This is a genomic window from Autumnicola tepida, assembly GCF_031846485.1.
Lineage (GTDB): Bacteria > Bacteroidota > Bacteroidia > Flavobacteriales > Flavobacteriaceae > Autumnicola > Autumnicola tepida.
Genome location: NZ_JAVRHQ010000022.1, coordinates 48,634 through 70,267, shown reverse-complemented (window position 1 = coordinate 70,267; position 21,634 = coordinate 48,634). Strand labels below are relative to the sequence as shown.

The following is a 21,634-nucleotide window of genomic DNA, read 5'->3' as shown; positions in this document are numbered from 1 at the left end:
TTATTTAATTAGTTGGTTAGCGACATTGTGAGCTTCCAGCTGCACCGCATTCAGGCGGGTTTGCAATCGCCCTTTATAGCGTATTTTATCACTGTCTAAATATTCCAGATAAGGAGAAACAAAAAAAGCTTTTCCTTCGGTATTTAAAGATACTCCTCCGGTGAATTGCTCAAAATAAGCTTTATTGATCTTTTTTCCGGTAAATAGCCTAAACACAAATTGTTCGGCATAAATACGGTACGGCTCTATAAAGTCATACACCAGGCTCTTAGAGTTATAATCGTCCCGGTGCATAAAACCCACAAAAGGGTCCAGACCAGCCAGCATCAATGCCCGCTCTATCCTGCTATACAAAATTCCGTAGGCGTAATTCAACATGGCATTGAATTCATCCTGAGCAGGCCTGAAACTTCTTCCTTTAAAAGCAAAAGCTTCGGGCATGCAGGTGGAAAGGGCTTCGAAGTAGTGCCTGCCGGCAGAACCTTCCCATCCTCTAAAAGATTCAGCTATTTCATTAATATTTTCTGCTTCAGCAGTATTAATCTTCTCCCGGAATTCCAAAATGGCATTTATTTTTTCATCAAGAAAAGCGTGCAAATTCTTGCGATGTTTTTTTAGGTCGTTTAAAAAATCAGCCTGATTTTCCAGTTTTTGAGTCAGCCACAATTTGATCCATTTAACGCCAGCTTTATTCAGCGAAGCTTTAAGTTGTTCTTTCCTGATCTTAGTGGTGCTGCCCAGTTTACTATGCCAGAAACGACCCATAGGATGACCGTCATTCTCTACCACTACAATATCGATATTGTGTTTTAATGCGAGGGCAATGGCATCTGTACTTAAAGCCGCGCCTTTAGACATTATAAAGGAAGAAACTTTATGTGCCGCAATATGGTTTACTTTAGGAGGCAGCTTTTTCTCTTCCCGAACTTTAATCTGGAACATCTCATCCTTAACATGAACGTAGGTGCCATAGGTATTTATAAAGATTTGCATTAGCTACGTTTTATAGTGCCGAAACCTCTGGAAACAGATTTGCCAAGGCCAATTTCATCAGGCAGTAGTGCATTAACGATAAATTTTCCCGAAAACGCGATCATTTTATTTTCTTTAAACCTGGTGCTTTTTTCCCGGAGGTCTACTTTAGCCATCAATCTTTCGTTTGTCCCCAGTTCTATACCAGTATTTCTAAAAAAACTAAGAATATGTCCTACCAGAATACTGTTTAGCATTTCTTCCTTTTCTTTTACCAACTTTAAATTTTGATATTTTGGATAGTTTTGCTGGTTTAAGGCCATCCAGAGGGTGGTGAACTCATACTCATGCAAAGAATCGCTGAACCCGGTTTCCACCGCCTTGCATTCAATGTTTTTAGCGTTAACGGAAAATTGTTGCCCGTTTATATCTATATTCTTGATTTTAAGGAACAGCTTTGGAAGCAGTTCGGCACCTTCATTAATGCCTATAAGTGTTGGAATTTTGTTGATGACCTTATATTGGATTTCGGGATACCTGTACCTAAAGCGCCCGTCTTCATAGTGGTTGTGCAATACCGGCGAATGTTCTTTGAAGAGATTTCCGAAGTAGCCACGCAATTTATGCGCATCCCTGGTTTGCAGCTTAATTTCCGGAAATTTAATTTGCGTAATCTGAAGTTGTTGAGTTGTGGTCATGTTAATCATAAAATTTCCTTGTTTTAGTGGATATTGTAATTTAGAAAGTATAAGCCATATTTTGCTCTATTAAATCTCGGTTATAACCTGTTTCGGTACTATATCGGAAACCTATTTCTTTTTTAGGTACAAGTAAGATATTTTCCTCATATTCATTCACTGTTTCCAAATCTTCACACAAATATTTCGGAACGGAAATTATATGCTGCTGGAATTTTAATTTCCAATCTTTATTATATTCTTCCCGGCTTATTTCGTTCATAATCTTTTGGAGATACTTTTCTAAAATTTCGGAAGCATCTTCATCTGTCTCTATGAAAACTGTGACATATCTGTCGGATTCTTCAATTATGCGAAAGGCAGAAACAGGCAGTTCTCTTTTTTCACCAGAATCATATTTTAATGTTTTCATGGATTTAAAAAAAGTGCGTGCGTCTGCAAAGGAGCTTTTTTCAGAAATCCCATCAAAATACGCCGTAATCAACTCTAAATATTCTTTTTCATAGAAGCAATTTTTCTGTTCCAATGATTTTTTTGCCTGGATATATGTTAACCGGCCATAAACCATCATTGTTGCTTTAACGTCAAAATCGATGATATAAAGCGGGGAATGCTTTTTTTTAATAGTATTATTTCTGTTGATTCTACCCGCTACCTGAATGATGGAATCAATAGGTCCAATATCCCTGAAGCCTAGGTCAAAATCCAAATCCACTCCTGCTTCAACCACTTGGGTCGCAATTAAAATAGGAGCTTTATGATTTTGGATATCTTCTTTTATGTTTCTTATTCGCTCAAGACGGTGGGCAGGAATTATATTAGTTGATAAGTAGTAAACTGGATTTCCTAAATTGTTTTCTTCTAAATAGATCCTGATTGTATCGAAAACTTCTATAGAACGTTTAACAGTATTGCAAACAATCAAACATGACTTTTCAGCATTCCATTTATCGGCAAAAATAGAATATATAAATTCTTGTGTTTTGTTTTCTTTTTCTTCCTTTAAAGCATTTAAAAGTGGATGAATTGAGGTTCGATTAAAAACCTCAAAAACTTCTTCATAATTAGTAAGCAGTTCTTTGGGGTTAACTTGTTCTCCTTCTGCGGTTAAAATCTCTTCTTGTGCCAATTCAAATATTTTGGGTCGTGTAGCTGTCATTAAAATGATGCGGGATTTTAAATATTTGGACAGGTAAAACAAAGAAGCGCCCAATAAGGGCATTTGGTCCAGGCGTAAGGTCTGTACTTCATCAAGGATGATGATGGAATTTGCAAAATGGTTAAACTTTTTCAGTAACTTATTGCGGTTGCCGATGAGCGTTTCAAAAAACTGAACAAAAGAAGTGATTACTACATCGGCCTGCCACGTGTCCAGTGCCATTAATTTTTGATCATAACCTTGCTCTGCGCCATCTACATTTTCTTTCTGGTCATTTTTTCCGAAAACATCTGCGTATTGATAATGTCCTAAGATGTTGATTTTTTGTGATTGTAAAACTTTACCGTATTCACTCAGCGCTTGTTCTATGATATTTATAAATGGCAAAGCGTAAATTATCCTGGACTCTACTCCTGAATATTTCTTGATCTTATCTTTAAGTTTTAATGAGAAATCCAGAGCCGTCATTGTTTTTCCAATACCAGTAGGCGCAGTTAACGTAAAGATAAAGTGCTCTAAAATATTAGGTTGTTCTAGATTAGAGATGACAATTGCCCTACAGTAGTTCCGCAATTCGTTGTTGCCAAGTTCAGCCAATTTTTTCTGCTGAAAATCAGGTTTTCCAAAACGATCATCAACTGAAGATGGTTTAATGGGTTTTAATTGATAGACAACAGTATCGGAAGCATCGAGTTTATCCCCTTCTATTAACAGGGAGAACAAATAATTGATCAGGAAATAATCTTGAATAAAAGCGTGTTTTTTACCCCAATACCTAAAACCCTTCCGCAGTTTTGTTTCTTCCGTATAGTAAACTAAATCCTGAAGTCTTTCAATTCCCAAATCTTTCTCGATTATTGGGAAGTTCTCAATTAAATCCTCTTTTTGTTTATTGATTATTCTTTTTAGATCATCATCTAACTTAGAAGGAATGTGAAGTATGTCAATCAGCGGACTGTGGTGTAAGAAAATAAGGTATAAGGCTAAAAGCGCCTTTTTCTCGTCGTTTTTCTCTAAATGATTATAAGCCACAAAACCTCCTAATCGCGCGTGTTGCTTTAATTTAAAATCTATAGGATCTTGCTTTAAAAGATAGTTTTGAAAATAGGAGGTATATTTCCCTAAATCGTGAAAATCCACCAGAATTGTTAAGATTTCTTTCAATTCCCTGTCCGTATATCCTAAGGATAAACCTTCGGCAAAATGAAATAAAGCTTTCTCCTTTACTCCATTTACATGAGCTTTTAACTCTTTTGAGCCCTCTGTAATTTCATTTTCATTTAATTTACTGTGGGAATAATAATTCATGCGTCCATAAATTGAATGTTCAGTTCGCCGGTATCATTTTTTAAAACATAATACGAGCCTTTTAACTTTACCCTAATGGGATGAGGTGTAATAGAGAACAGCAATCGGTTCATTTTGCGCACTTCCCGATTTCCATTGGCTATAAAATCTCCCGGGAGCATATCTTCTTCTACAAAGTTGTAATTCTGAAATTCTTCTTTGTTAAATTTTAAGTCTTCTACAAGTTCTACAGGTACCGCAGAATGAATCTGAACATATTGATTTGAATTTTTAACTTCTATTTGACTATCACTAAAAGTTTCAATAACTGATAAGCGTGCAGTGAAATTGGCTGTTCCCAGCGTGATATTGTACACCGGTTCTTGTTCTAAAAAATGGCTTTTAATCGATTCAAAAACCGTTTTCCCTTTATCAGTCGCCTTTACAAATACCTGATAAGCCACATCAGCTTTAGAAAGATCCCAAGCCGTGATTACTTCAAATGGAGTCTGAATACGGCCACCTTCACCACGAAAATCGGAAGACCAGTTTTTAGCCATGTCCCCCGTACTTTTAATGCTTAAAAAATTGAGCCGGTGGAAACTTTTCTTCAAAGGGTTGAGGACTCGAATGCCAATCTGAATATTTTCGGAAGCCAAATCTTCATAATAGGAATCCCTTGACCATCCCATTGCAGCGGCCACTATTCCCATAATGGTAGTACGTGGCGGTATAGAAAAACTAAAGGCAGTATTATTCGCGTAATACTTTCTGAAATGGCCCATTTTTCCGTTGATTTTAAAACTTAATATCTCCATAACAGTAGGTTTAATGTGAAACTTCTGTTACAGTGAAAAATCAAAATCGGCCGAGGTTTTTATAATTACTTCCTTGATTTTATGTTCCCCGTTTTTATCATGGGCGATCAAGCTTTTTAAAGCGGTTAAATCAATTGATAAATCCTTGAATTTCCGCACTTGTTTATCGGTAACTCCTTCTTTGGGTTCGGTTTCCACAAAGTTGCGCAAATCACCAAATTGCCCGTTTGAAACTCCTTCATTGTAAACGATTTCCAGGTAGAGTTTTGGGTATTGATTTAATTTGGAGCGCGTAGGCGAAGCCGGGATGCTTTCCCATATGGCTTTTCTGAATTCCAAAACATCATCCTGAGTAAGCCCGGTTGTTTTGGCAGCAGGTGCATTAATTGTTCCGTTAAAGCCTAGCAAACTGTAATGAACCCGATAATCTTTACCAAATGTACTGCTGTCATCGTTCATAATCGTAACAATAGAACTGGAGTCAATTAACTCCACTTTATTGAATGAATAGCCCCAATTTAATTGAATTGGACCGGTGTATGCTTTGGTAAACCCGCCTACAGCGAATGCGCTGCCAAACATTCTGATATCGAGGAATTTTTCTTTTACTAAATAAGCCAACAGCTCATAATTCACTTCTTTCTGCTTAAATTTTTTATCAGTAATGACTTTCCAAACACCTTCAGCATCTTTCTCTTTAGAGATTACCTCTTTGTAGACTATTAAAGCTTCAGGGTTGTTAGCAAACGCTCTTTCCAGCTCACCTTCATTTTCGATAGTTCTTTTTATAACAGCCTTTAGTTTGCTGTCTACACTTACTTTAGAATCTCCTTCCATATCCACAAAAACAACTTCATCGTTGTTACTTGCCTTTAGATAATCTCTAATAAAACGCTTAATGCGGGTATCGGTAACCAAATTGGTTTTGGTATCGTAATCCATTCTAGGTTTGTTTTCCTGATCGGGATCGCCGTTTGGGTTACACTGAATGGCTTCGTAAACAAATAGGAAATCGGAAGAGTTGGTAATGCTTGGTTTCATAATTAAGTATTTTGATTGATTTAAAGTGTTCCTTTTTCAGTAATTTCTTCTGCATCTTGTGCACCAACACCAAAAGAGTAGCCTGTCAAAAGAAAAAAGACAGCTTCCTGAGGGTTTAAGTTCCATGCATTAAAATTGAAGTGTTTTCCAAACTCATTATCCGTAAAAATCACTTTGCCCATAGCATTATATTGCTTGGCTTTTTCAATTAATGATATACGAAGCCGTTGTATATTTTCTTTATCCATCCCGTTGAAGTTCACCTTCTGGATAACGGTCTTGGTTTTACCTTTTTGGATATATTCAACAGTGTTGAGCATTCTTCCCAGATAAAACATGGCTTTTTGATCTGTATTCAAAGACATTTTAGTAAAGAATTCCTGAATGGCTTGATCATATTTATTTTCCAGTTTTCCTTGGATGGGATTAGTTTGGGAATCTTCCATATCGATTAAGTTTAGTTTTTTAAGGAATTGTATAAAGGCGTGGTATTTGAAAACGCTATCACGGACAGCAAAGTCGAAATAGTCGTTACTACTTTGTTGTACATTGGTATAGCTGCCATATCTACGGTAGTAATGGCAAAGTATGAGCTCTACAAAGTAATCATAAAGAATCTCGATGTTTACTTTTCTATTTTCAAGAATGGTTTTAAATAGCTCTAAAGCTTTATTCTTTTTTTCTTTGTCTTTTCGTAGTGGTATGACTTTAAAAACGGAATTAAAGTTTAAATTCCTTGGCACGCGTTCTTTGCTGTCATAATCATATTCAGTCATTACTTTGTCCCAATCCACAAAACTAGTCTCGCGAAATTCCCAGTTGACATCATTAAAAGCTTTAAGCAATTTGCTAATATGAAAGCTGCTTACATCTTTGATAATTTCTGTTGATTTGAAGAAATTACCATCAGACTCAAAAGCAATAAAATTTATCCAAAATACTTCATCATCCAGTTCTAGATTAACGTTTTTGGCAAACTCATCCAGACTGTTTATGTTGAAAAGGAGGTCTGATTTCTTATGCATTCCTTCCAAAGCCATTTCTAAATCGACTTTGGAATTTTGCATAAATTGGGGTACAATGACGTGATCTAAATTAGCAATACGTATTTTATATCCTTGATTTAATAAATAGCTTGATGCATAATCCAGTTTTTTCTGATTTTCAACGCTAACTTGATAATTGATAGAGAACTTCTTTTTATCAAAACCAGATGCATAATTTTTTGTTTCGGTTACAAACATTTTATTTAAGCTATACCGAGTTGTAAGATTTAGTTCTTTTACATCTTCATTTATTTTTCCGCTAGCATAGCAAAGTTTTTGTTTAGCCTTTTTAGGTTTTTCATCTTCCCTATCGCCAAAATATGAGTATTCTAAAAATGTTCTGTAATTTGAGATTTCAGAAAACAAAATCGGCTCATGATATCCAAAATCTACTGATTTTATATACGTTTCGAGAAAAACAATTTTTTCATTTCTGGAAAGTCCAAATCTTTCATTTATTGTTTTAATGTTGATAGTTTTTTTGTCTGGATCGGTTGTTCTTTCTATGAAAACCTCTTTTAGAAGTAATAGTTCAGTCAACAATCTTTTTAAATGATCGTCAAGCAATGACGGTTTTTCATTTTCAATAGCCTCAATTAAATTTCCACTATCTGCCATGCTACCATCTTTCCCGAAAAAACTTTGAAATATCCTGCCTAGTCTTTTTGAAATGCCTGAACTGCAAATAGCCTTACTATTGGACCCTTTCATTTTATTTCCTAAAGCCATTCTAACATCCTTCTCATTATATTCCCTTAAATTTTCTTGGTCGATAATAACGTCTCTAGTATCTAGATCAAGAATTATGGGCAGCGTGAAGTTTTGTACTGGATTCCCGTTTTTATCTTTTCTCTCAACCTTTGGGAATTCCAAAAATCGATCCCATTCACTTTTTCCCTGGCTTTGCCATTCCCCAATTTTAAGAAGTGTGTCTAGCATATTATCATGAATTTTTGTTATAGCTACTCTTAGAAAGCATATTCTAAAATAAGCTGTCCTTTATTGGTGCCATTATGGAAAACCGTAATGATCTTACTATAAGGAAATCAGAAATTTCCCCTCATCTTAATTTTTTTAATAAAGCAATCATACCTTAGATGAAAACTCGTAGGGGAATTTTTATCGGAAGGAAGTACATATTTACTAAAATTATCTTAATATTCCTACAGGAAATTTTTGTGCTTAAAATATTAGAATTAAAAAGAATAAGAGTAGTTTGAAAGGTATACTTAATACAAGTACATAGCTATTCTGCTAGGAGGAAGATTTTTCACAGTGCTAATTAGCTCAAGATCGAATATTCAGTTAATTGCTTAGAAGAGTGACTTGAGAGTAAAAGCAGGGGCTGTTTATAAAGGTGTCTAAGGGATGATTAAATTACTCCTTCAAATCCTGTAGAGGAAAATAAAAGTCAAACAATTCTCTGGGATGAATTTCTAGGCCTTTGGCAAGTTCAATAATTGTAGAAAGTGTGATATTTCTTTTACCCTTTTCGATTTTATTTAAATCTGCGTAATCTAAATCGCATTTCTGTGATAACGACCTAAAACTTAAATTTTTACTCTGACGAATCTTACCAAGATTATGTCCAAATTGAAGTAAAAAATTTTCTTTATAATTTTTATCCTGCATTGTAGCCCTATCTACAACCAAGGTGACGAAAAATTCTACAAATGATGTTGGTTTATATTACAACGTAAAATAATTATTTATATATTTACCTCATATTAATATATTTGCGAAACTTCTTTAAGTAAAATATTAGAAGCATTCGCTTTGAGTCTTGTATCAGAAAACTGGTAATTTTAAGGAACGAGATGATAAGTGATAATGCTCACGACCCGGGCGTGGGCTTACTTGTCGTTCCATGGTATACCAGTACCTCTGATACAATAAGTAAAGTCCCATGCCCTTACTTTTAAGGACTTCTTTTCAAAGCTATCTTCTCTCAATTTCTTATAAGAATTCGCATAAGCTAATTCAGTTTAATTCTGGTGGTAATTTCCTCCGGCTTAAAAGCGACTGCTTATGTTACAGCGTATTTTTGATTTACTAAAACAAGGTCATCCCGATGCTTTAGAGCTTATCTATGCCAAATACCAGCGCAGGATCTTTTGGGTAGGAAAGCAATTAATTCGTGATGAGTTTGTCATTGAGACCATCCTTCAGGATACTTTTTTAAAACTCTGGGAGAAAAGAGAAGGTATTGAACGACCCGAACATATTTATTTTTTCCTGCGCTATGTGATGAAACGGGAGTGTACCTACTACTATTGTCGGCCCAAAAATGACTTTTACAGGAACATCAACAGGCTGGAATTTTATGAGGACTACCAGGAACATATGCATGGTTATGACCCACAGAAGGAAGATGAGCATTTAGTAGACCAGGAAGCAGATCAAGAAGCCTTTGACAGGATTAGAAGCATTTTCCCGTTGCTCAGCGCCGAAAGAAGACACCTGATTAAACTCTGCTTAAAATATGGTTTTCAGTATAAAGCCATTGCCAATGTCATGGGGACCAGTATTACCTATACTAGCAATGAGGTAAAGAGAGCCATTGAAGACATTAAAGAGATTATCCACACGGGCAGTACGCTGAATGCAAAAACAAAACCAGTGGTGACTGTAAAGATTGAGGGTACCATGACTAAGGAGCAGGAAAAGGTATTGCAGCTACGTACGGAAAAGCATTATTCTTTTGCTTCCATAGCCCGAGAGCTCAATCTATCCAAAAAGGAAGTGCACAAAGAATTTATGGCCGCCTATAAACTGATGCAGGAGAAACACGAGCAGCAACTTAAATCAGCCTAAACATGGTAAAGTCCACAATGAAACTTACCCGGAGGATCCAGCTGCTGGTTGATCTGCCTTCTAAAGAAGAACGAAAGGAGGCCATGAATAAGCTTTACCTGTGGCGCAATAGATGCTACAGGGCGGCAAACCTAATTGTTTCCCATTTGTATGTTCAGGAAATGGTCCAGGAGTTCTTTTATTTATCGGAAGGGGTGAAGTATAAACTTGTTGATGAAAAGAAAGATGAGCTTGGTATTTTCAACCGTTCCAGGATCAATTGCACTTACCGGATGGTTTCCGATCGTTTTAAAGGGGAAATGCCCACCAATATTTTAACCAACCTGAATAGCATCATCTTAAGTTCCTTCAAACAAAACAGGGAGGAATACTGGAGCGGGGAGCGTTCCTTACATAACTATAAAAGAAGTATGGCTTTTCCCTTCGATATGGAAGGGGTTTGCGGATTACATTTTAATCCTGATAAAAAAGCCTTCTGCTTTAAATTCTTTTCCATTCCCATGAAGACTTATTTAGGCAGGGACTTTAACGATAAATGGGAACTAATGCATCAGCTGGTTAGCGGTGAGCTGAAAATGCGAACTTCCCATCTCAAAATAAAAAATGGGAAGATCTTTATGCTGGCCACCTTTGAAGTGGAGAAAGAAAAGCATGAACTAAGACCGGAAGTGATCGCAGAAGCCACCTTGTCCCTGGAGTATCCCATTGTAGTAAAAATAGGAACAGCAAAACTTACTATTGGAACAAGGGAAGAATTTTTATACCGAAGGTTAGCCATACAAGCTGCCTTCAAAAGGACACGGGAAGGAGTTGCATATGCCAGATCAGGAAATGGACGGAAGCGAAAGACAAAGGCCCTGGAGCGGTTTCGGGATAAGGAAAGAGATTATGTAAACAACCGTCTGCATGTTTATAGCAGGAAGTTAATCGACTTCTGCGTAAAACACCAGGCAGGCACATTGGTTTTATTGGACCAGGAAAAGAAAATAGAACTGGCCAGAGAGGAAGCTTTTGTACTGCGGAACTGGAGTTATTATGATTTAACCACCAAAATAAAATACAAAGCCGAGAAAGCCGCTATTGAACTGATTGTAGATTAAACATCGAATTAAGAGGGTGCTTGTACACCCGCAAGGTGAGGTCAACGGGGGCACTCACTAAATGCGCTAAGCATATACAACGCGTGAGCTCCGTTTAATTTTTACTGATAACAAATTTATGCAAGTATAAGTAGGTAAATCCAGAGAAGGTTTGCTGAAAATTAATTGAATGGATTAACGAGGGTGCCTGTACACCCATAAGGTGAGGTGCACAGAAGGCTCACTAAATGCGAATAAGCATATACAGTGGCGTGGGTTGTTCTTTTTATTGAACCTACAAATAAGAAAAATACTATTGCTTATTTTATATGTTCTCTTTAAATAAGAAAAAAAGTCACTTAAATAGTTTTTATTAATCACTAAATATAATCCTTGAGGTCCACAAAATTCTGCCCCCAAATCTACCATAACTTACCTGCGCAAGGTTCCTGTGCTGTTTTTATAGCGTACGGGAAGTTAAGCGTGAAATAAAAACAGCATAGGGCGCATCCTAATTATGTTTTTACTGTAAATTTTTGCCTGTTTTCACGGGTTTCCAGAGGATTTACTGTAGATTATAATTAATTTGCGCAGGGTGAATTGTCATGACAAATCCTACTTTTTATCTTCCAGCCACTGGCAATATTCCTCTTTAATTTCAGGATATGTAGCAAAGAAATCCTGTTGCAGCTGATTTTCTGATTCTGAAATCATCCGGTAAATTTTGAAGTTTTCTTCCTGTTGTGCATTGGCAGCATAGCCAAAATATCCGACCATTCCCAAGGGAGTTATTCAGAGTACCAGAAATAGGACAAGCAGGTGATTAGGAATAAGCTTGAAATTTTTTAGTTCTTATCTGGAAGGGCCCAGAGTTGCCAATGCGCTGATAATCTGGGGGATTGATATTTATGACAACCGCATTCATTATACTATGAATACAATATGAAATTGGTCTCCCTGTAACTTGCTGATTCATTGAATTTTAAATCAGTATACTCAATGCATAAGGGGTGCGGATGACTTCGTATTTCCGGGATTGAAAGTTGTTGATTTAAATGATAAAAAACAAATATGATTTATTCATCCTATTTAATAGGCAAAAGACAGATAAAGCACAAAATAGTGTAGTGGAATTTTAATTTAAACATATGAACATGTTTTTCAGCAGATCATTTTCATAAAGTAAGATAAAGCTTACCCTGAAATATATCCAAAATTTCTCCCCTCGTTAATTATATAAATACCATATTCTTTAAAAGTGCTACTTCACAGTAATAATTGCACGCCGAAAAGCAAAGAGATTTGGTTCCCCGTCATCCTGAAGTTTGAGTATAACATGAATAGTCTTACCACCAGCATCTTCTGGAATTCCAATAGCGGCTAATTCTGATGAACTATTTTGAATGTTAACAGATCCATTATAGGAACTGGGTTCGTCATAATAGGACCAGGAGTATTTAATAGTATTGCCATCAGGATCGGTGGAACCCGCTGCGCTTAGTTCAACCCTTGAACCGGAAACGGCTTTTATTTCCACTACCTTCTTTGTTTTATCTCCGTTCAATACAGCTACAGGATGATGGTTGGCATCTGAATAATCATCGGTAATACTCCAGTCCATCCGGGCCGCAAAATCATTGTTGTAAGCTTCGCTCCATCGTTTTATCGCTTCCGATCCTTCTGAGGTGTTTCCGTACATATAATAAGGATCATATTTTGTTTCGTTCTCTTTTTCCACACAAGACATGCTCCGGATACCTGCTTTTTTGACAAAGCTAAAGCGGCCACCCCAGCCACCCTGATCAATCTGCTCTGGGTTATTAAGCCCTGTAGGATATACATGCATAAATGCAGGAGTATCACCTTCAGTAGCATATTTGCGGTCTGGATAGGCAGTACCCAAGGGGCCATGACTTTGGATATGATAATCGATATATTCATCAGATGGAGCCCATCCGTAAACTTCAGTGGCACGTATATAGAATACTTCCGGAAAGTTTTTGGCGATCCAGGCACCCGAATCACCCTGACCAAGAATATCAAACAGGCGCAATTTGGAAAGGAATTTTTCCAGTTCAGCCGGAGATCGGGTTTCCCGTACCTTCCAAATAGCCTGGGCGACAGTGTTCATGCCTCCCCACCCCATCACCCAGACCGGGCGCGGATCATCTTTATCTACTGTCTGGATAATTAATTCAGAACCGGGACTATCTCTACCTGTCCCTACATCACCCATTCCATATTCATCCTGTCCCATTACAGAAATAGATTCTAAATACTCTGGTGAAGGGTATCCGTTAGCATGGATTTTGAGATTAGGGTATGCCTGCGAATAAGCTTCGATAAGCTTATCCAACATATCAGTATTGTTCTGCGACTTTTTCCAACATCCGGTGGCTACGATTAAACCTTCAATATCAAATTCGTTTGCACTTACCAACTGACGCACCATAGATTGTTCATCGTCTGGATCTGCCCCCAAATCGGTTGTATTGATTATCCTCGGTTTATAAATATGACTTTTGTTTTCTTTGTCTTGAGCGGAGAGTGGCTGAAGGAAGAGTAATAGCAAAAAAGAAGAAAATATGATTTTAGAAGAAACTGATTTCATGGGAAAATAATTAATAAAAATTTTAAGCTGCTAATTACAAAAAATGGGAACTAGATTTTTCAATATAAAAATAATTTATTCTATTGTTCTAATTACGCAACCGATTGCGTTATATTTAGACTAAATTAATTACATCATGAAATATTATTTAATACTTCTCCTATTAGTTCCAAATCTCTTAAGCTCTCAAATAAATATTAACACATCGGAAAAAGAGACAAAGAACTTTCCAATTGTTTCTAGTTCTGGAGAAGCTACGATTTTATTTGATCCCTCTGAGAACATCCTGATAAAGAAATCAGCTGAATTTTTAGCGGAAGACATTAAGAAAATTACTGACAGGAAACCTACTATATCTCAGGCACGGGAAATATCAGATAGCAATATGATAATTTTAGCTACTGTAGGGAAAAGCAGTTTAGTTAACGAGTTAATCGATAAGGGGAGAATAAATGTTGATCCTATAAAAGGGCAATGGGAACGTTTTATTATACAAACTATTAAAGATCCTTTTCCTGGTGTGAAGAATGCACTGGTTATTATAGGAAGTGACAGAAGAGGAGTTGCTTACGGAGTCTTCAGTCTATCTGAAAAAATGGGAGTCTCACCCTGGTACTATTGGGCAGATGTACCCCCTAAAAAGAGTAACTTCTTAAGTTTGGAACCACTTGAATATGTTTCTGATGCTCCCTCTGTCAAGTATAGAGGAATATTCTTAAATGATGAATCTCCGGCATTAAGAAACTGGGCAAAAGAGAAGTTTGGGGGATTCAACCATAAATTTTATGAAAAAGTCTACGAATTATTACTGCGGAAAAAGGCCAACTTTCTATGGCCTGCAATGTGGCTACCTACAGTTTTTGCTGAAGATGACCCCTCAAATCCTAAAGTTGCCGATGAGTATGGAATAGTAATTTCCACCAGCCATCACGAGCCTCTGATGCGCGCGCATGATGAATGGGGACGCTACGGAGGTGGTGCGTGGAACTATGATACCAATAAAGAAAAACTTCAGGAGTTCTGGAAAGGTGGTGTTGAGCGTATGAGGGATTATGAAAGTGTGGTTACGGTTGGAATGCGTGGAGATGGTGACGAAGCCATGAGTGAGAGTGCCGCCGTAGACCTACTTCAGACTATTATATCTGATCAACGGGAAATAATAGCTGATGTCACCGGAAAACCCGCTGAAGAAACTCCACAGGTTTGGGCTATTTATAAAGAAGTTCAGGAGTATTATGATAAAGGGATGCGGGTAGATGATGATATTATTATTCTGTTTAGTGACGACAACTGGGGTAACATTAGAATATTACCCAAAAAGGAAGATAGTACCTACGAAGGTGGTTTCGGAATGTACTATCATTTTGATTATGTGGGAGCACCTGTATCTTATAGATGGCAAAACGTTACTCAACTAGAACGTGTATGGGAACAGATGAAATTAACGTATGAATGGGGGGTGGATGAATTGTGGATAGCTAATGTGGGAGACATCAAGCCAATGGAACTACCTATCAGCTTTTTCCTGGATATGGCTTGGGATGTTGACAGTACAAATGCAGATAACCTTCCAGAGTATTATGTGGACTGGTCAACACAACAATTTGGAAGTAAACACGCAGCTGACATAGCTGAAATTCTTTTATTGTATACTAAATATAATGCAAGGAGAACTCCGGAAATGCTAACTCCGGAAACGTATAGTATTGAAAACTACCGGGAAGCAGACAGAATTATAAACGAATTTAGAAAGTTAATTGCAAAAAGTGTGGCAGTATTAACGGAACTTCCTACAAACTATAAAGCTGCTTATCAGCAGCTTGTTCATGCCCCATTAGAAATGTCCGCGAATGTTAATGAAATGTACATAGCTGGAGCGAAAAATAAATTTTACGCTGAACTGGGTGCAACGGTTGCAAATCGATATGCTGATACAGTAAAAGAACTTTTTGAAAAAGACGTAAATTTAACCAGGAAGTTCCATGAAGAAATAGCTGATGGAAAATGGAATCACATGATGTCTCAAACTCATATAGGATACACCAGTTGGAATCATCCACCAGCCAATAAAATGCCTGCAGTGACGTATATTCAGGAACGGGATACCGCTATACTGGGATATACTCTTGAATATGGCACTGAGCCTTCCTGGGGTGGCTTTAGCGTAGAAGGTGATGGATTGTATAGTGAATCCTTTTCGGCCTTTGATCCTGTTAATGATCAAAAGTACTACATCGAAATCTTCAACAGAGGAAATAATGACCTAACTTATGAGATCAATACTGAAGATGAATGGATAAATCTTTCCTCAAATAAAGGTACAATTCAATATACCGAGAAAATAGATGTAAGCATAGATTGGGAAAATGTTCCCAAAGGGTCTTCAGAGGGTGAAATAGAAATTTCCAGTAAAGGGCAAAATTACACAGTAGAAGTGCCGATCAAAATGGACCCCCCGAAAGTTGCAGGTTTTGTAGAAAACAACGGAGTAATTGCTATTGAAGCTGAAAATTTCTCTCGTAATAAAGAAGGTGAAAGTGTTTCCTGGAAAGTGGTTCCTAATTTAGGTCGCACCGGTTCTTCAATTCTTGTTGATCCTATGGATGCGGAAAGGCAGGAGCCAAATGCAAAAACCGCCATAGTTGAATATAAATTTACCACGTTTGAAGATGCAAACCTGAGAGTTGAAACTTATGTTTCTCCAACTCAAAATTACCAGAAAAATGAAGGATTAAAATTTGCGATTGCCATCGATGACGAGGAACCACAAATAATTAACATCAACGAAGGTGAAATTAAACCCGACTGGGAATATGCAGATTGGTGGACCAAATCAGTTGCTGATCATATCAAGAAAAGCATTTCTGAACATAAAGAAATAAAAGCTGGTGTCCATACTTTAAAAGTTTGGGCGATGGACCCGGGAATAGTTATTCAGAAATTCGTTTTAGACGCAGGAGGCTTAAAGCCAAGCTATTTAGGTCCTCCAGAAAGTAGATTTATTGATTAGAATAGTATTCTAAAGTTGTAGAAATTTATAGCCCCCAAATTCTACCATAATCTTTAGATTAGTCTTCCTCTAAAATTTAATCAAAAGTAAAAATTATGCTCATAGTTGTCTGACCTTTAGAGCTTTGATTTGAACTCTTGATCTCAGGAAAGTGAATAACTTTGATTAATTCAAAAAGAGAATGGGGTGAACTTTTACCAGATATAGGTTAATGCCCCAAGGTTAGTATTAGTCCCCATTCTCTTCTAATCAGGTTACAAGGACCAAATAGAATATCAGGAATTACCTTGTAAAGGTTTTAGTCAACGTGACCATTTTAAACCTCTCAAAATTATGAAAATCAAGGAAACTACTGGTATCGATGTCAGTAAATTGACCTTAGATGTTTGCATCCAAAGCAACAAACAATTAGCAACTTTCGAAAATTCTTATGAAGGTTTTGAAAAACTAATCAAGTGGGTATATAAGTCCAGTCCCCATCCGAGGGAGTGTGTTTTCTTTGCCTTTGAGCATACGGGGCTTTATTCGGAACAGTTGTCCATATATCTTTCCAGAAAGGGAATTTCCTATGCTATTGTGCCTGGGTTGGAAATCAAACGTTCCTTAGGTATTGCCAGAGGCAAGGATGATAAAATAGATGCCTCCCGGATTGCCCTTTATGCTCATCGGTTAAGAGATGAAATTAAGCCTTGCACCGCTCCCTTAAAAGAAATATCTTTTTTAAAGAAAATGTTGTCTTTAAGAGATCGTCTGGTTAGGCAGAGGTCTGGATATAAAGTAAGCTTAAGAGAGCAGGAGAGACTACTGGACCAAGCAGATTACCAGCTTCTATTCAGGGTTCAACGGAAGCTGATAAAGGAACTTTCAGAACAGATAAAGGAAGTTGAAACGGAAATGAAAACTATAGTTCAAAACAATATGAAGCTCCGGCATATATTTACTCTTTTGATTAGTATAAAAGGTATCGGAAAACAATCTGCCCTGTGCTTGATCGTGTATACTGAAGCCTTCACAAAGTTTAATAATTCCAGACAATTTGCTGCCTATTGCGGTATAGCACCTTTCCCCAACCGATCCGGCACCAGTCTCCTAAGGAAAACTCAGGTTAGCCATCTGGCCAACAAAAGAATGAAAACCCTTCTTGACATGTGCGCCAATTCTTCCATCCAGCACAACAAGGAAATAAGTGAATATTATCAACGCCGTGTATCAGAAGGTAAGAACAAAACAAGTACTATAAATATTATTAGAAATAAATTGATTTCACGGGCATTTGCCGTCATACAAAGAGATAGCCCATATGTAAATCTTTGGAGGCATGCATCATAAAATATTTTTTCCTCAATATCGCCCCTCACAAAATTACGGGGTGTATTGAGGAAAAAATATTCAATTCTATTAAATTAGTTGGAAATTAGTTTGGAAAGATCATAGAATACTAACCTGCGCAAGGTTCCTGTGCTGTTTTTATAGCGTACGGGAAGTTAAGCGTGCCTGCCTGCCGCTCCGAATGAGGAGGGGCAGACAGGAAATAAAAACAGCATAGGGCGCATCCTAATTATGTTTTTACTGTAAATTTTTGCCTGTTTTCAAGGGTTTCCAGAGGATTTACTGTAGATTATAATTAATTTGCGCAGGGTGAATTGTCATGACAAATCCTACTTTTTATCTTCCAGCCACTGGCAATATTCCTCTTTAATTTCAGGATATGTAGCAAAGAAATCCTGTTGCAGCTGATTTTCTGATTCTGAAATCATCCGGTAAATTTTGAAGTTTTCTTCCTGTTGTGCATTAGCAGAATAGCCAAAATATCCGACCATTCCCAAAGCAGTTATACCAAGTACGGCAAAAAGGACAAGGAGGTAATCTGGAATAAGCCGGACGTTGTATAGTTTTTTATCAATGCTCCTCAGGATTTCATCCCTTTCCTGGTTTTGCACTTCCTGTTTTTCCAGAAATATGGCCAGTTGGTTTTCCAGCGCTTCGGTGCTGATAGGAATACTTAGCTCAAATAATTGCCTGGAAAGCAGTTGAAGCTGTAGCACAGCTTTTTTAAAATCGGCCATTTCATCGGCCATCAGTTCCATGATTTCATCTAGTTTTTTCATCGCTTAAATTTTAATATCCCATGCCTATTCCGGTATCCCTTACTATTTTTATAGCCCCTTTTACCAGTTCTTTGGCTATTTTGGTGGTTAAATTAGCGCTCAGGTGTACGGTTTGGTTGAGTAGTTCAAGGCTTTTCGGTGCTTCCTTTAATAAAGTAAAACTCCTGTTTTGTGAGATTTGAGCAATAAGCCTGTTGCCACTCATATCCCGGTGGACCGCACTCGCTTTTAGGTTCACCCCTTTATACTCAATCCGAAAGCCCTGCAGCTGGTTGGACTTGTTAATAGTGGGAATAACATTCACTTTATGATCTTTCATTTTATGGATATACTCATCCAAAGATTTTGGCCTTGTTCCCAGAACCTTATCATGAAGGTTTTTGATCTCGTGCCGGATTCCTTTTAATTCCAGGAGCCTTTCGTTTTGCACTTCCTGAACTCTTGTAAGGCCTAATTCGTTGGCCACATGATCTGCGGCCAGCTGGCTTCGTTTTCCGATAAAATTGTCTTTATAGACATCTCCTGAAAGGCTGATCCTGTTGGCATAAATATGAATATGGGTATGTGCTTTATCCCTATGAACAAAACCAATCGCCTGGTGGTTTTGTAGGTTCATCTTTTTTAAAAATTCCTGGGCAATTTCTCCCAGCTTTTTTGAAGTCATGTCCTTTCCATCTTCAATAGTGGGACTGACTACAAAACTTAAGGTGTTATTGGTGCAACGCTGGTTTTGAGACTGGATGATCTTAAATTCTTCAGTGATCTCAGCGGGAGTATCTCCCGCTAAAAGTTCTTTTAAAACCACTTCTGCTTCTTTCTCCTGGTTCCAGCCATAGTCTAAAGAGGCCCTTGTCCTGGAAATGGCATGTCCTTTCCCGATCATTTTTTAAAGTTTTTAAGATGAATTCTGATTTCTTCCGCCAGCTGGTTAACAGCTGCAGCCAGTTTTGGATGCCGTTTTTTAAACATATTGCTGATGCGGGCAAAATTGTTTTTGTACTGTACCAGCATCTGGTAGGCTTCCAGTTGCTCCGGGCTAAGGCGTTCTACTATATTTCGTTCAAAAGCGGTGGAGCGGAGGTATTCTGAAAGGGAAATTCCTGCCCTGGCCGCTCTTCTTTTAAGCAGCTTTTTCTCGTAGATGGAGCAGCGGATCTGGATGTATTCCCTTTTCATTTTTTCTTTTAAATCTTTGCAACCTCCGGGCGCAAAGCAAGATTTGTCATGACAATGACACATCTTGCTTTGTGATTCCGGAAACATCAATACCAGAGTTTTAATTATTGTTTTATTCCTGCCTGATTTATATTTTTTTATCTGATCGAAGCTGCGGAGGTATGCCAAAAAGTTTCTTTGTTGTTCATGTAATTTATTTATCGATCTCAGGGGTTTTAAGAAGTTGATGTTATTACCTGAATCTTTTTTGGCTTACTTCCAAATCCGCTTTTGGACGAACCGCTTTTTCCTAAGACGAAGCTTTTGCGCAGTCGTGGAAAATGTGGTGAGGACTTTTTGTTCATTGCAAAACTTTAAATTTATTCCCTCCAGCTCTTTCCTTCCCACTTGATGATATTGAACATTTCCGGCAGCCGGTCTCCAATATGATTTCCGTATCTGGCAGCTATAGCCGATGGATTTTCATTAGTGGTCACAAAAGTTTTCAGTCTCCGCCGATGCCTTTCAAAAAGTACTTTCCCGATAAGCTCTTCCCGGTTATAGGCTTTTTCTTCTTTTCCCAGGTCGTCCAGGTACAATTTTCCGTGGAAGTAGTTTTCCAGCTTAAAATTACTGCCGGGATTATTTTGTGCTTCATAGTACCTGGTGAGCATATGTATCGTGGAAATACTAGGAAACCAGAGCTGGGTATTTTGGGTATGGGTGACAATTAGCCTTCCTACTTTATGGATCGCACCAAACAAGGTGGATTTACCCACTCCATAATCTCCATACACCAAAAGCCCTTTATCGAGAGCGGGTTTATTTTTAATGATTCCATAGGCATTAAAATCCGGCAGCTGTAAAAAATACCGGAAAATGCTATAGATGATGGGCTGGTATTCCGTTTTAATCTTAAAACCCGGTGACAGGCTACAGAACAGCTTCCAGAAGTGTTGTTTACTGATCAGGGAATGATTGTTTTTCAAAAATTCTGTTGACATGGCAACTTCTGTGGAAGGATTTTCCGAAAATGAACTAATCATAGCTTTTTATTTTTTGCAGGACCCTGAGGTCCATATTTTCTGTTTTTACAGGCTTTTTTCCCTGTGCAATCAGTTGTCCTATTTTCTGCCGAAGCTTGCTGGTATCCAGGATGATTCCTTTCCAGAATTCATCATTTCCATCAAGCAGATCATAGGCAAGCTGTAACTGGTTTTCTGAAACCCCATCTTTTTCCATCATCAGCCTGAGCGGTATTACAGCATCCTCAAAGCTTATCATTTCTGTTCGTTTTAGAGGCGCGCCTTTATTTTTTAGATTTTTCAGGAACAGTTCCTGGAATTTTACTGCCCATTCATAACAGCCAAGTTCATTTGTTGGAATTTCAGATTTGTCAATTTTCAATAATGGCTTTTGAAAAAAGGTTTTATGGTTTATTGGTTTATGGTTTAATTGTTTATTTATACTCGCAATGCTCTGGACCTGCTTTGTGCCATGCTGCGACAGTGCCTTGTCCAGAGCTTTGGGTGGTGCTTCGGTATTTTTTACCAAAGCAATGACATTAGCAGTGTACTGGTTACTGCTCTTCTGGACCCACGCAATAAATCCCCAATCCACCAGGTCCTGTAGTGCCCGCATATAGGTTCTGTAATTTTTGATGCCCAGGGCTTCCATGGCAAGATCAGTAGGAAAGCCAAACTCAGCTTTCCATCCCAAGCGGTTACATCGTTCTATGGCAAAAAAATAAATGGCGGTATGTGCTGGTTTTATTTTCCCGGGATTGAGAAAGCTGTAATCAAACCATAACCTGGAGAATTCATAGCCGCTCATAAG

General features: G+C 37.7%; 18 protein-coding genes. 4 read left to right on the top strand and 14 right to left on the bottom strand.

Annotated elements, in window-relative coordinates; all coding sequences use genetic code 11:
- The 7 genes from cas1 to RM553_RS15380 form a co-directional block, all read right to left on the bottom strand.
- On the bottom strand, positions 1–993 hold the full coding sequence (gene cas1, locus RM553_RS15410; RefSeq protein ID WP_311535842.1) for a CRISPR-associated endonuclease Cas1: 993 nt from the start codon (positions 991–993) through the stop codon (positions 1–3).
- On the bottom strand, positions 993–1,679 hold the full coding sequence (locus RM553_RS15405; RefSeq protein WP_311535841.1) for a CRISPR-associated endonuclease Cas6: 687 nt from the start codon (positions 1,677–1,679) through the stop codon (positions 993–995). Before RM553_RS15405 ends, cas1 begins: the two co-directional genes overlap by 1 nt.
- Positions 1,680–1,710: 31 nt before the next feature.
- Positions 1,711–4,137: a CRISPR-associated helicase Cas3' gene (gene cas3, locus RM553_RS15400; RefSeq protein WP_311535840.1), complete on the bottom strand. Its 2,427-nt coding sequence runs from the start codon at positions 4,135–4,137 to the stop codon at positions 1,711–1,713.
- The gene (gene cas5 / locus RM553_RS15395; RefSeq protein ID WP_311535839.1) at positions 4,134–4,934 is read right to left on the bottom strand and encodes a CRISPR-associated protein Cas5; all 801 of its coding nucleotides are present in this window, start codon (positions 4,932–4,934) and stop codon (positions 4,134–4,136) included. The genes cas3 and cas5 overlap by 4 nt, the downstream gene beginning before the upstream one ends.
- Positions 4,935–4,961: 27 nt before the next feature.
- Positions 4,962–5,975, bottom strand: coding sequence for a type I CRISPR-associated protein Cas7 (locus RM553_RS15390; RefSeq protein ID WP_311535838.1), 1,014 nt, complete (start codon positions 5,973–5,975; stop codon positions 4,962–4,964).
- A 20-nt stretch (positions 5,976–5,995) separates the two neighbouring features.
- The gene (locus tag RM553_RS15385) at positions 5,996–7,960 is read right to left on the bottom strand and encodes a TM1802 family CRISPR-associated protein (protein WP_311535837.1); all 1,965 of its coding nucleotides are present in this window, start codon (positions 7,958–7,960) and stop codon (positions 5,996–5,998) included.
- 438 nt (positions 7,961–8,398) lie between these two features.
- Complete coding sequence (locus RM553_RS15380; RefSeq protein ID WP_311535836.1) at positions 8,399–8,653, bottom strand: helix-turn-helix domain-containing protein; 255 nt, start codon at positions 8,651–8,653, stop codon at positions 8,399–8,401.
- 396 nt (positions 8,654–9,049) lie between these two features.
- Between RM553_RS15380 and RM553_RS15375 the strand changes: the two genes are divergently transcribed.
- Positions 9,050–9,835, top strand: coding sequence for an RNA polymerase sigma factor (locus tag RM553_RS15375; RefSeq protein ID WP_311535835.1), 786 nt, complete (start codon positions 9,050–9,052; stop codon positions 9,833–9,835).
- A 2-nt stretch (positions 9,836–9,837) separates the two neighbouring features.
- Complete coding sequence (locus RM553_RS15370; protein ID WP_311535834.1) at positions 9,838–10,935, top strand: hypothetical protein; 1,098 nt, start codon at positions 9,838–9,840, stop codon at positions 10,933–10,935.
- Positions 10,936–11,529: 594 nt separating this feature from the next.
- On the opposite strand, the gene RM553_RS15365 is transcribed toward RM553_RS15370, so the two are convergent.
- The gene (locus RM553_RS15365; protein WP_311535833.1) at positions 11,530–11,691 is read right to left on the bottom strand and encodes a hypothetical protein; all 162 of its coding nucleotides are present in this window, start codon (positions 11,689–11,691) and stop codon (positions 11,530–11,532) included.
- Positions 11,692–12,175: 484 nt separating this feature from the next.
- Positions 12,176–13,525, bottom strand: a complete 1,350-nt coding sequence (locus RM553_RS15360; RefSeq protein WP_311535832.1) for a DUF1593 domain-containing protein — start codon at positions 13,523–13,525, stop codon at positions 12,176–12,178.
- A 385-nt stretch (positions 13,526–13,910) separates the two neighbouring features.
- Between RM553_RS15360 and RM553_RS15355 the strand changes: the two genes are divergently transcribed.
- Positions 13,911–16,535, top strand: a complete 2,625-nt coding sequence (locus tag RM553_RS15355; RefSeq protein ID WP_311535831.1) for a glycosyl hydrolase 115 family protein — start codon at positions 13,911–13,913, stop codon at positions 16,533–16,535.
- Positions 16,536–16,868: 333 nt separating this feature from the next.
- Positions 16,869–17,864 carry an IS110 family RNA-guided transposase gene (locus tag RM553_RS15350; protein ID WP_311535830.1) on the top strand — a complete coding sequence of 332 codons (996 nt, stop codon included), beginning with the start codon at positions 16,869–16,871 and terminating at the stop codon, positions 17,862–17,864.
- A gap of 329 nt (positions 17,865–18,193) precedes the next feature.
- On the opposite strand, the gene RM553_RS15345 is transcribed toward RM553_RS15350, so the two are convergent.
- The 5 genes from RM553_RS15345 to RM553_RS15325 form a co-directional block, all read right to left on the bottom strand.
- Positions 18,194–18,643, bottom strand: coding sequence for a DUF6730 family protein (locus RM553_RS15345; protein WP_311535829.1), 450 nt, complete (start codon positions 18,641–18,643; stop codon positions 18,194–18,196).
- Positions 18,644–18,653: 10 nt separating this feature from the next.
- Positions 18,654–19,526, bottom strand: a complete 873-nt coding sequence (locus RM553_RS15340) for a relaxase/mobilization nuclease domain-containing protein (RefSeq protein WP_311535828.1) — start codon at positions 19,524–19,526, stop codon at positions 18,654–18,656.
- Positions 19,523–19,819: a mobilization protein MbpA gene (mbpA, locus tag RM553_RS15335; RefSeq protein WP_311535827.1), complete on the bottom strand. Its 297-nt coding sequence runs from the start codon at positions 19,817–19,819 to the stop codon at positions 19,523–19,525. Before mbpA ends, RM553_RS15340 begins: the two co-directional genes overlap by 4 nt.
- A gap of 359 nt (positions 19,820–20,178) precedes the next feature.
- Positions 20,179–20,844 (bottom strand): P-loop NTPase family protein, encoded by a 666-nt coding sequence (locus RM553_RS15330; protein ID WP_311535826.1) that lies wholly within the window; start codon positions 20,842–20,844, stop codon positions 20,179–20,181.
- The gene (locus RM553_RS15325; RefSeq protein ID WP_311535825.1) at positions 20,837–21,631 is read right to left on the bottom strand and encodes a phage replication protein O; all 795 of its coding nucleotides are present in this window, start codon (positions 21,629–21,631) and stop codon (positions 20,837–20,839) included. Before RM553_RS15325 ends, RM553_RS15330 begins: the two co-directional genes overlap by 8 nt.
- Between the last annotated feature and the right edge of the window lie 3 nt (positions 21,632–21,634).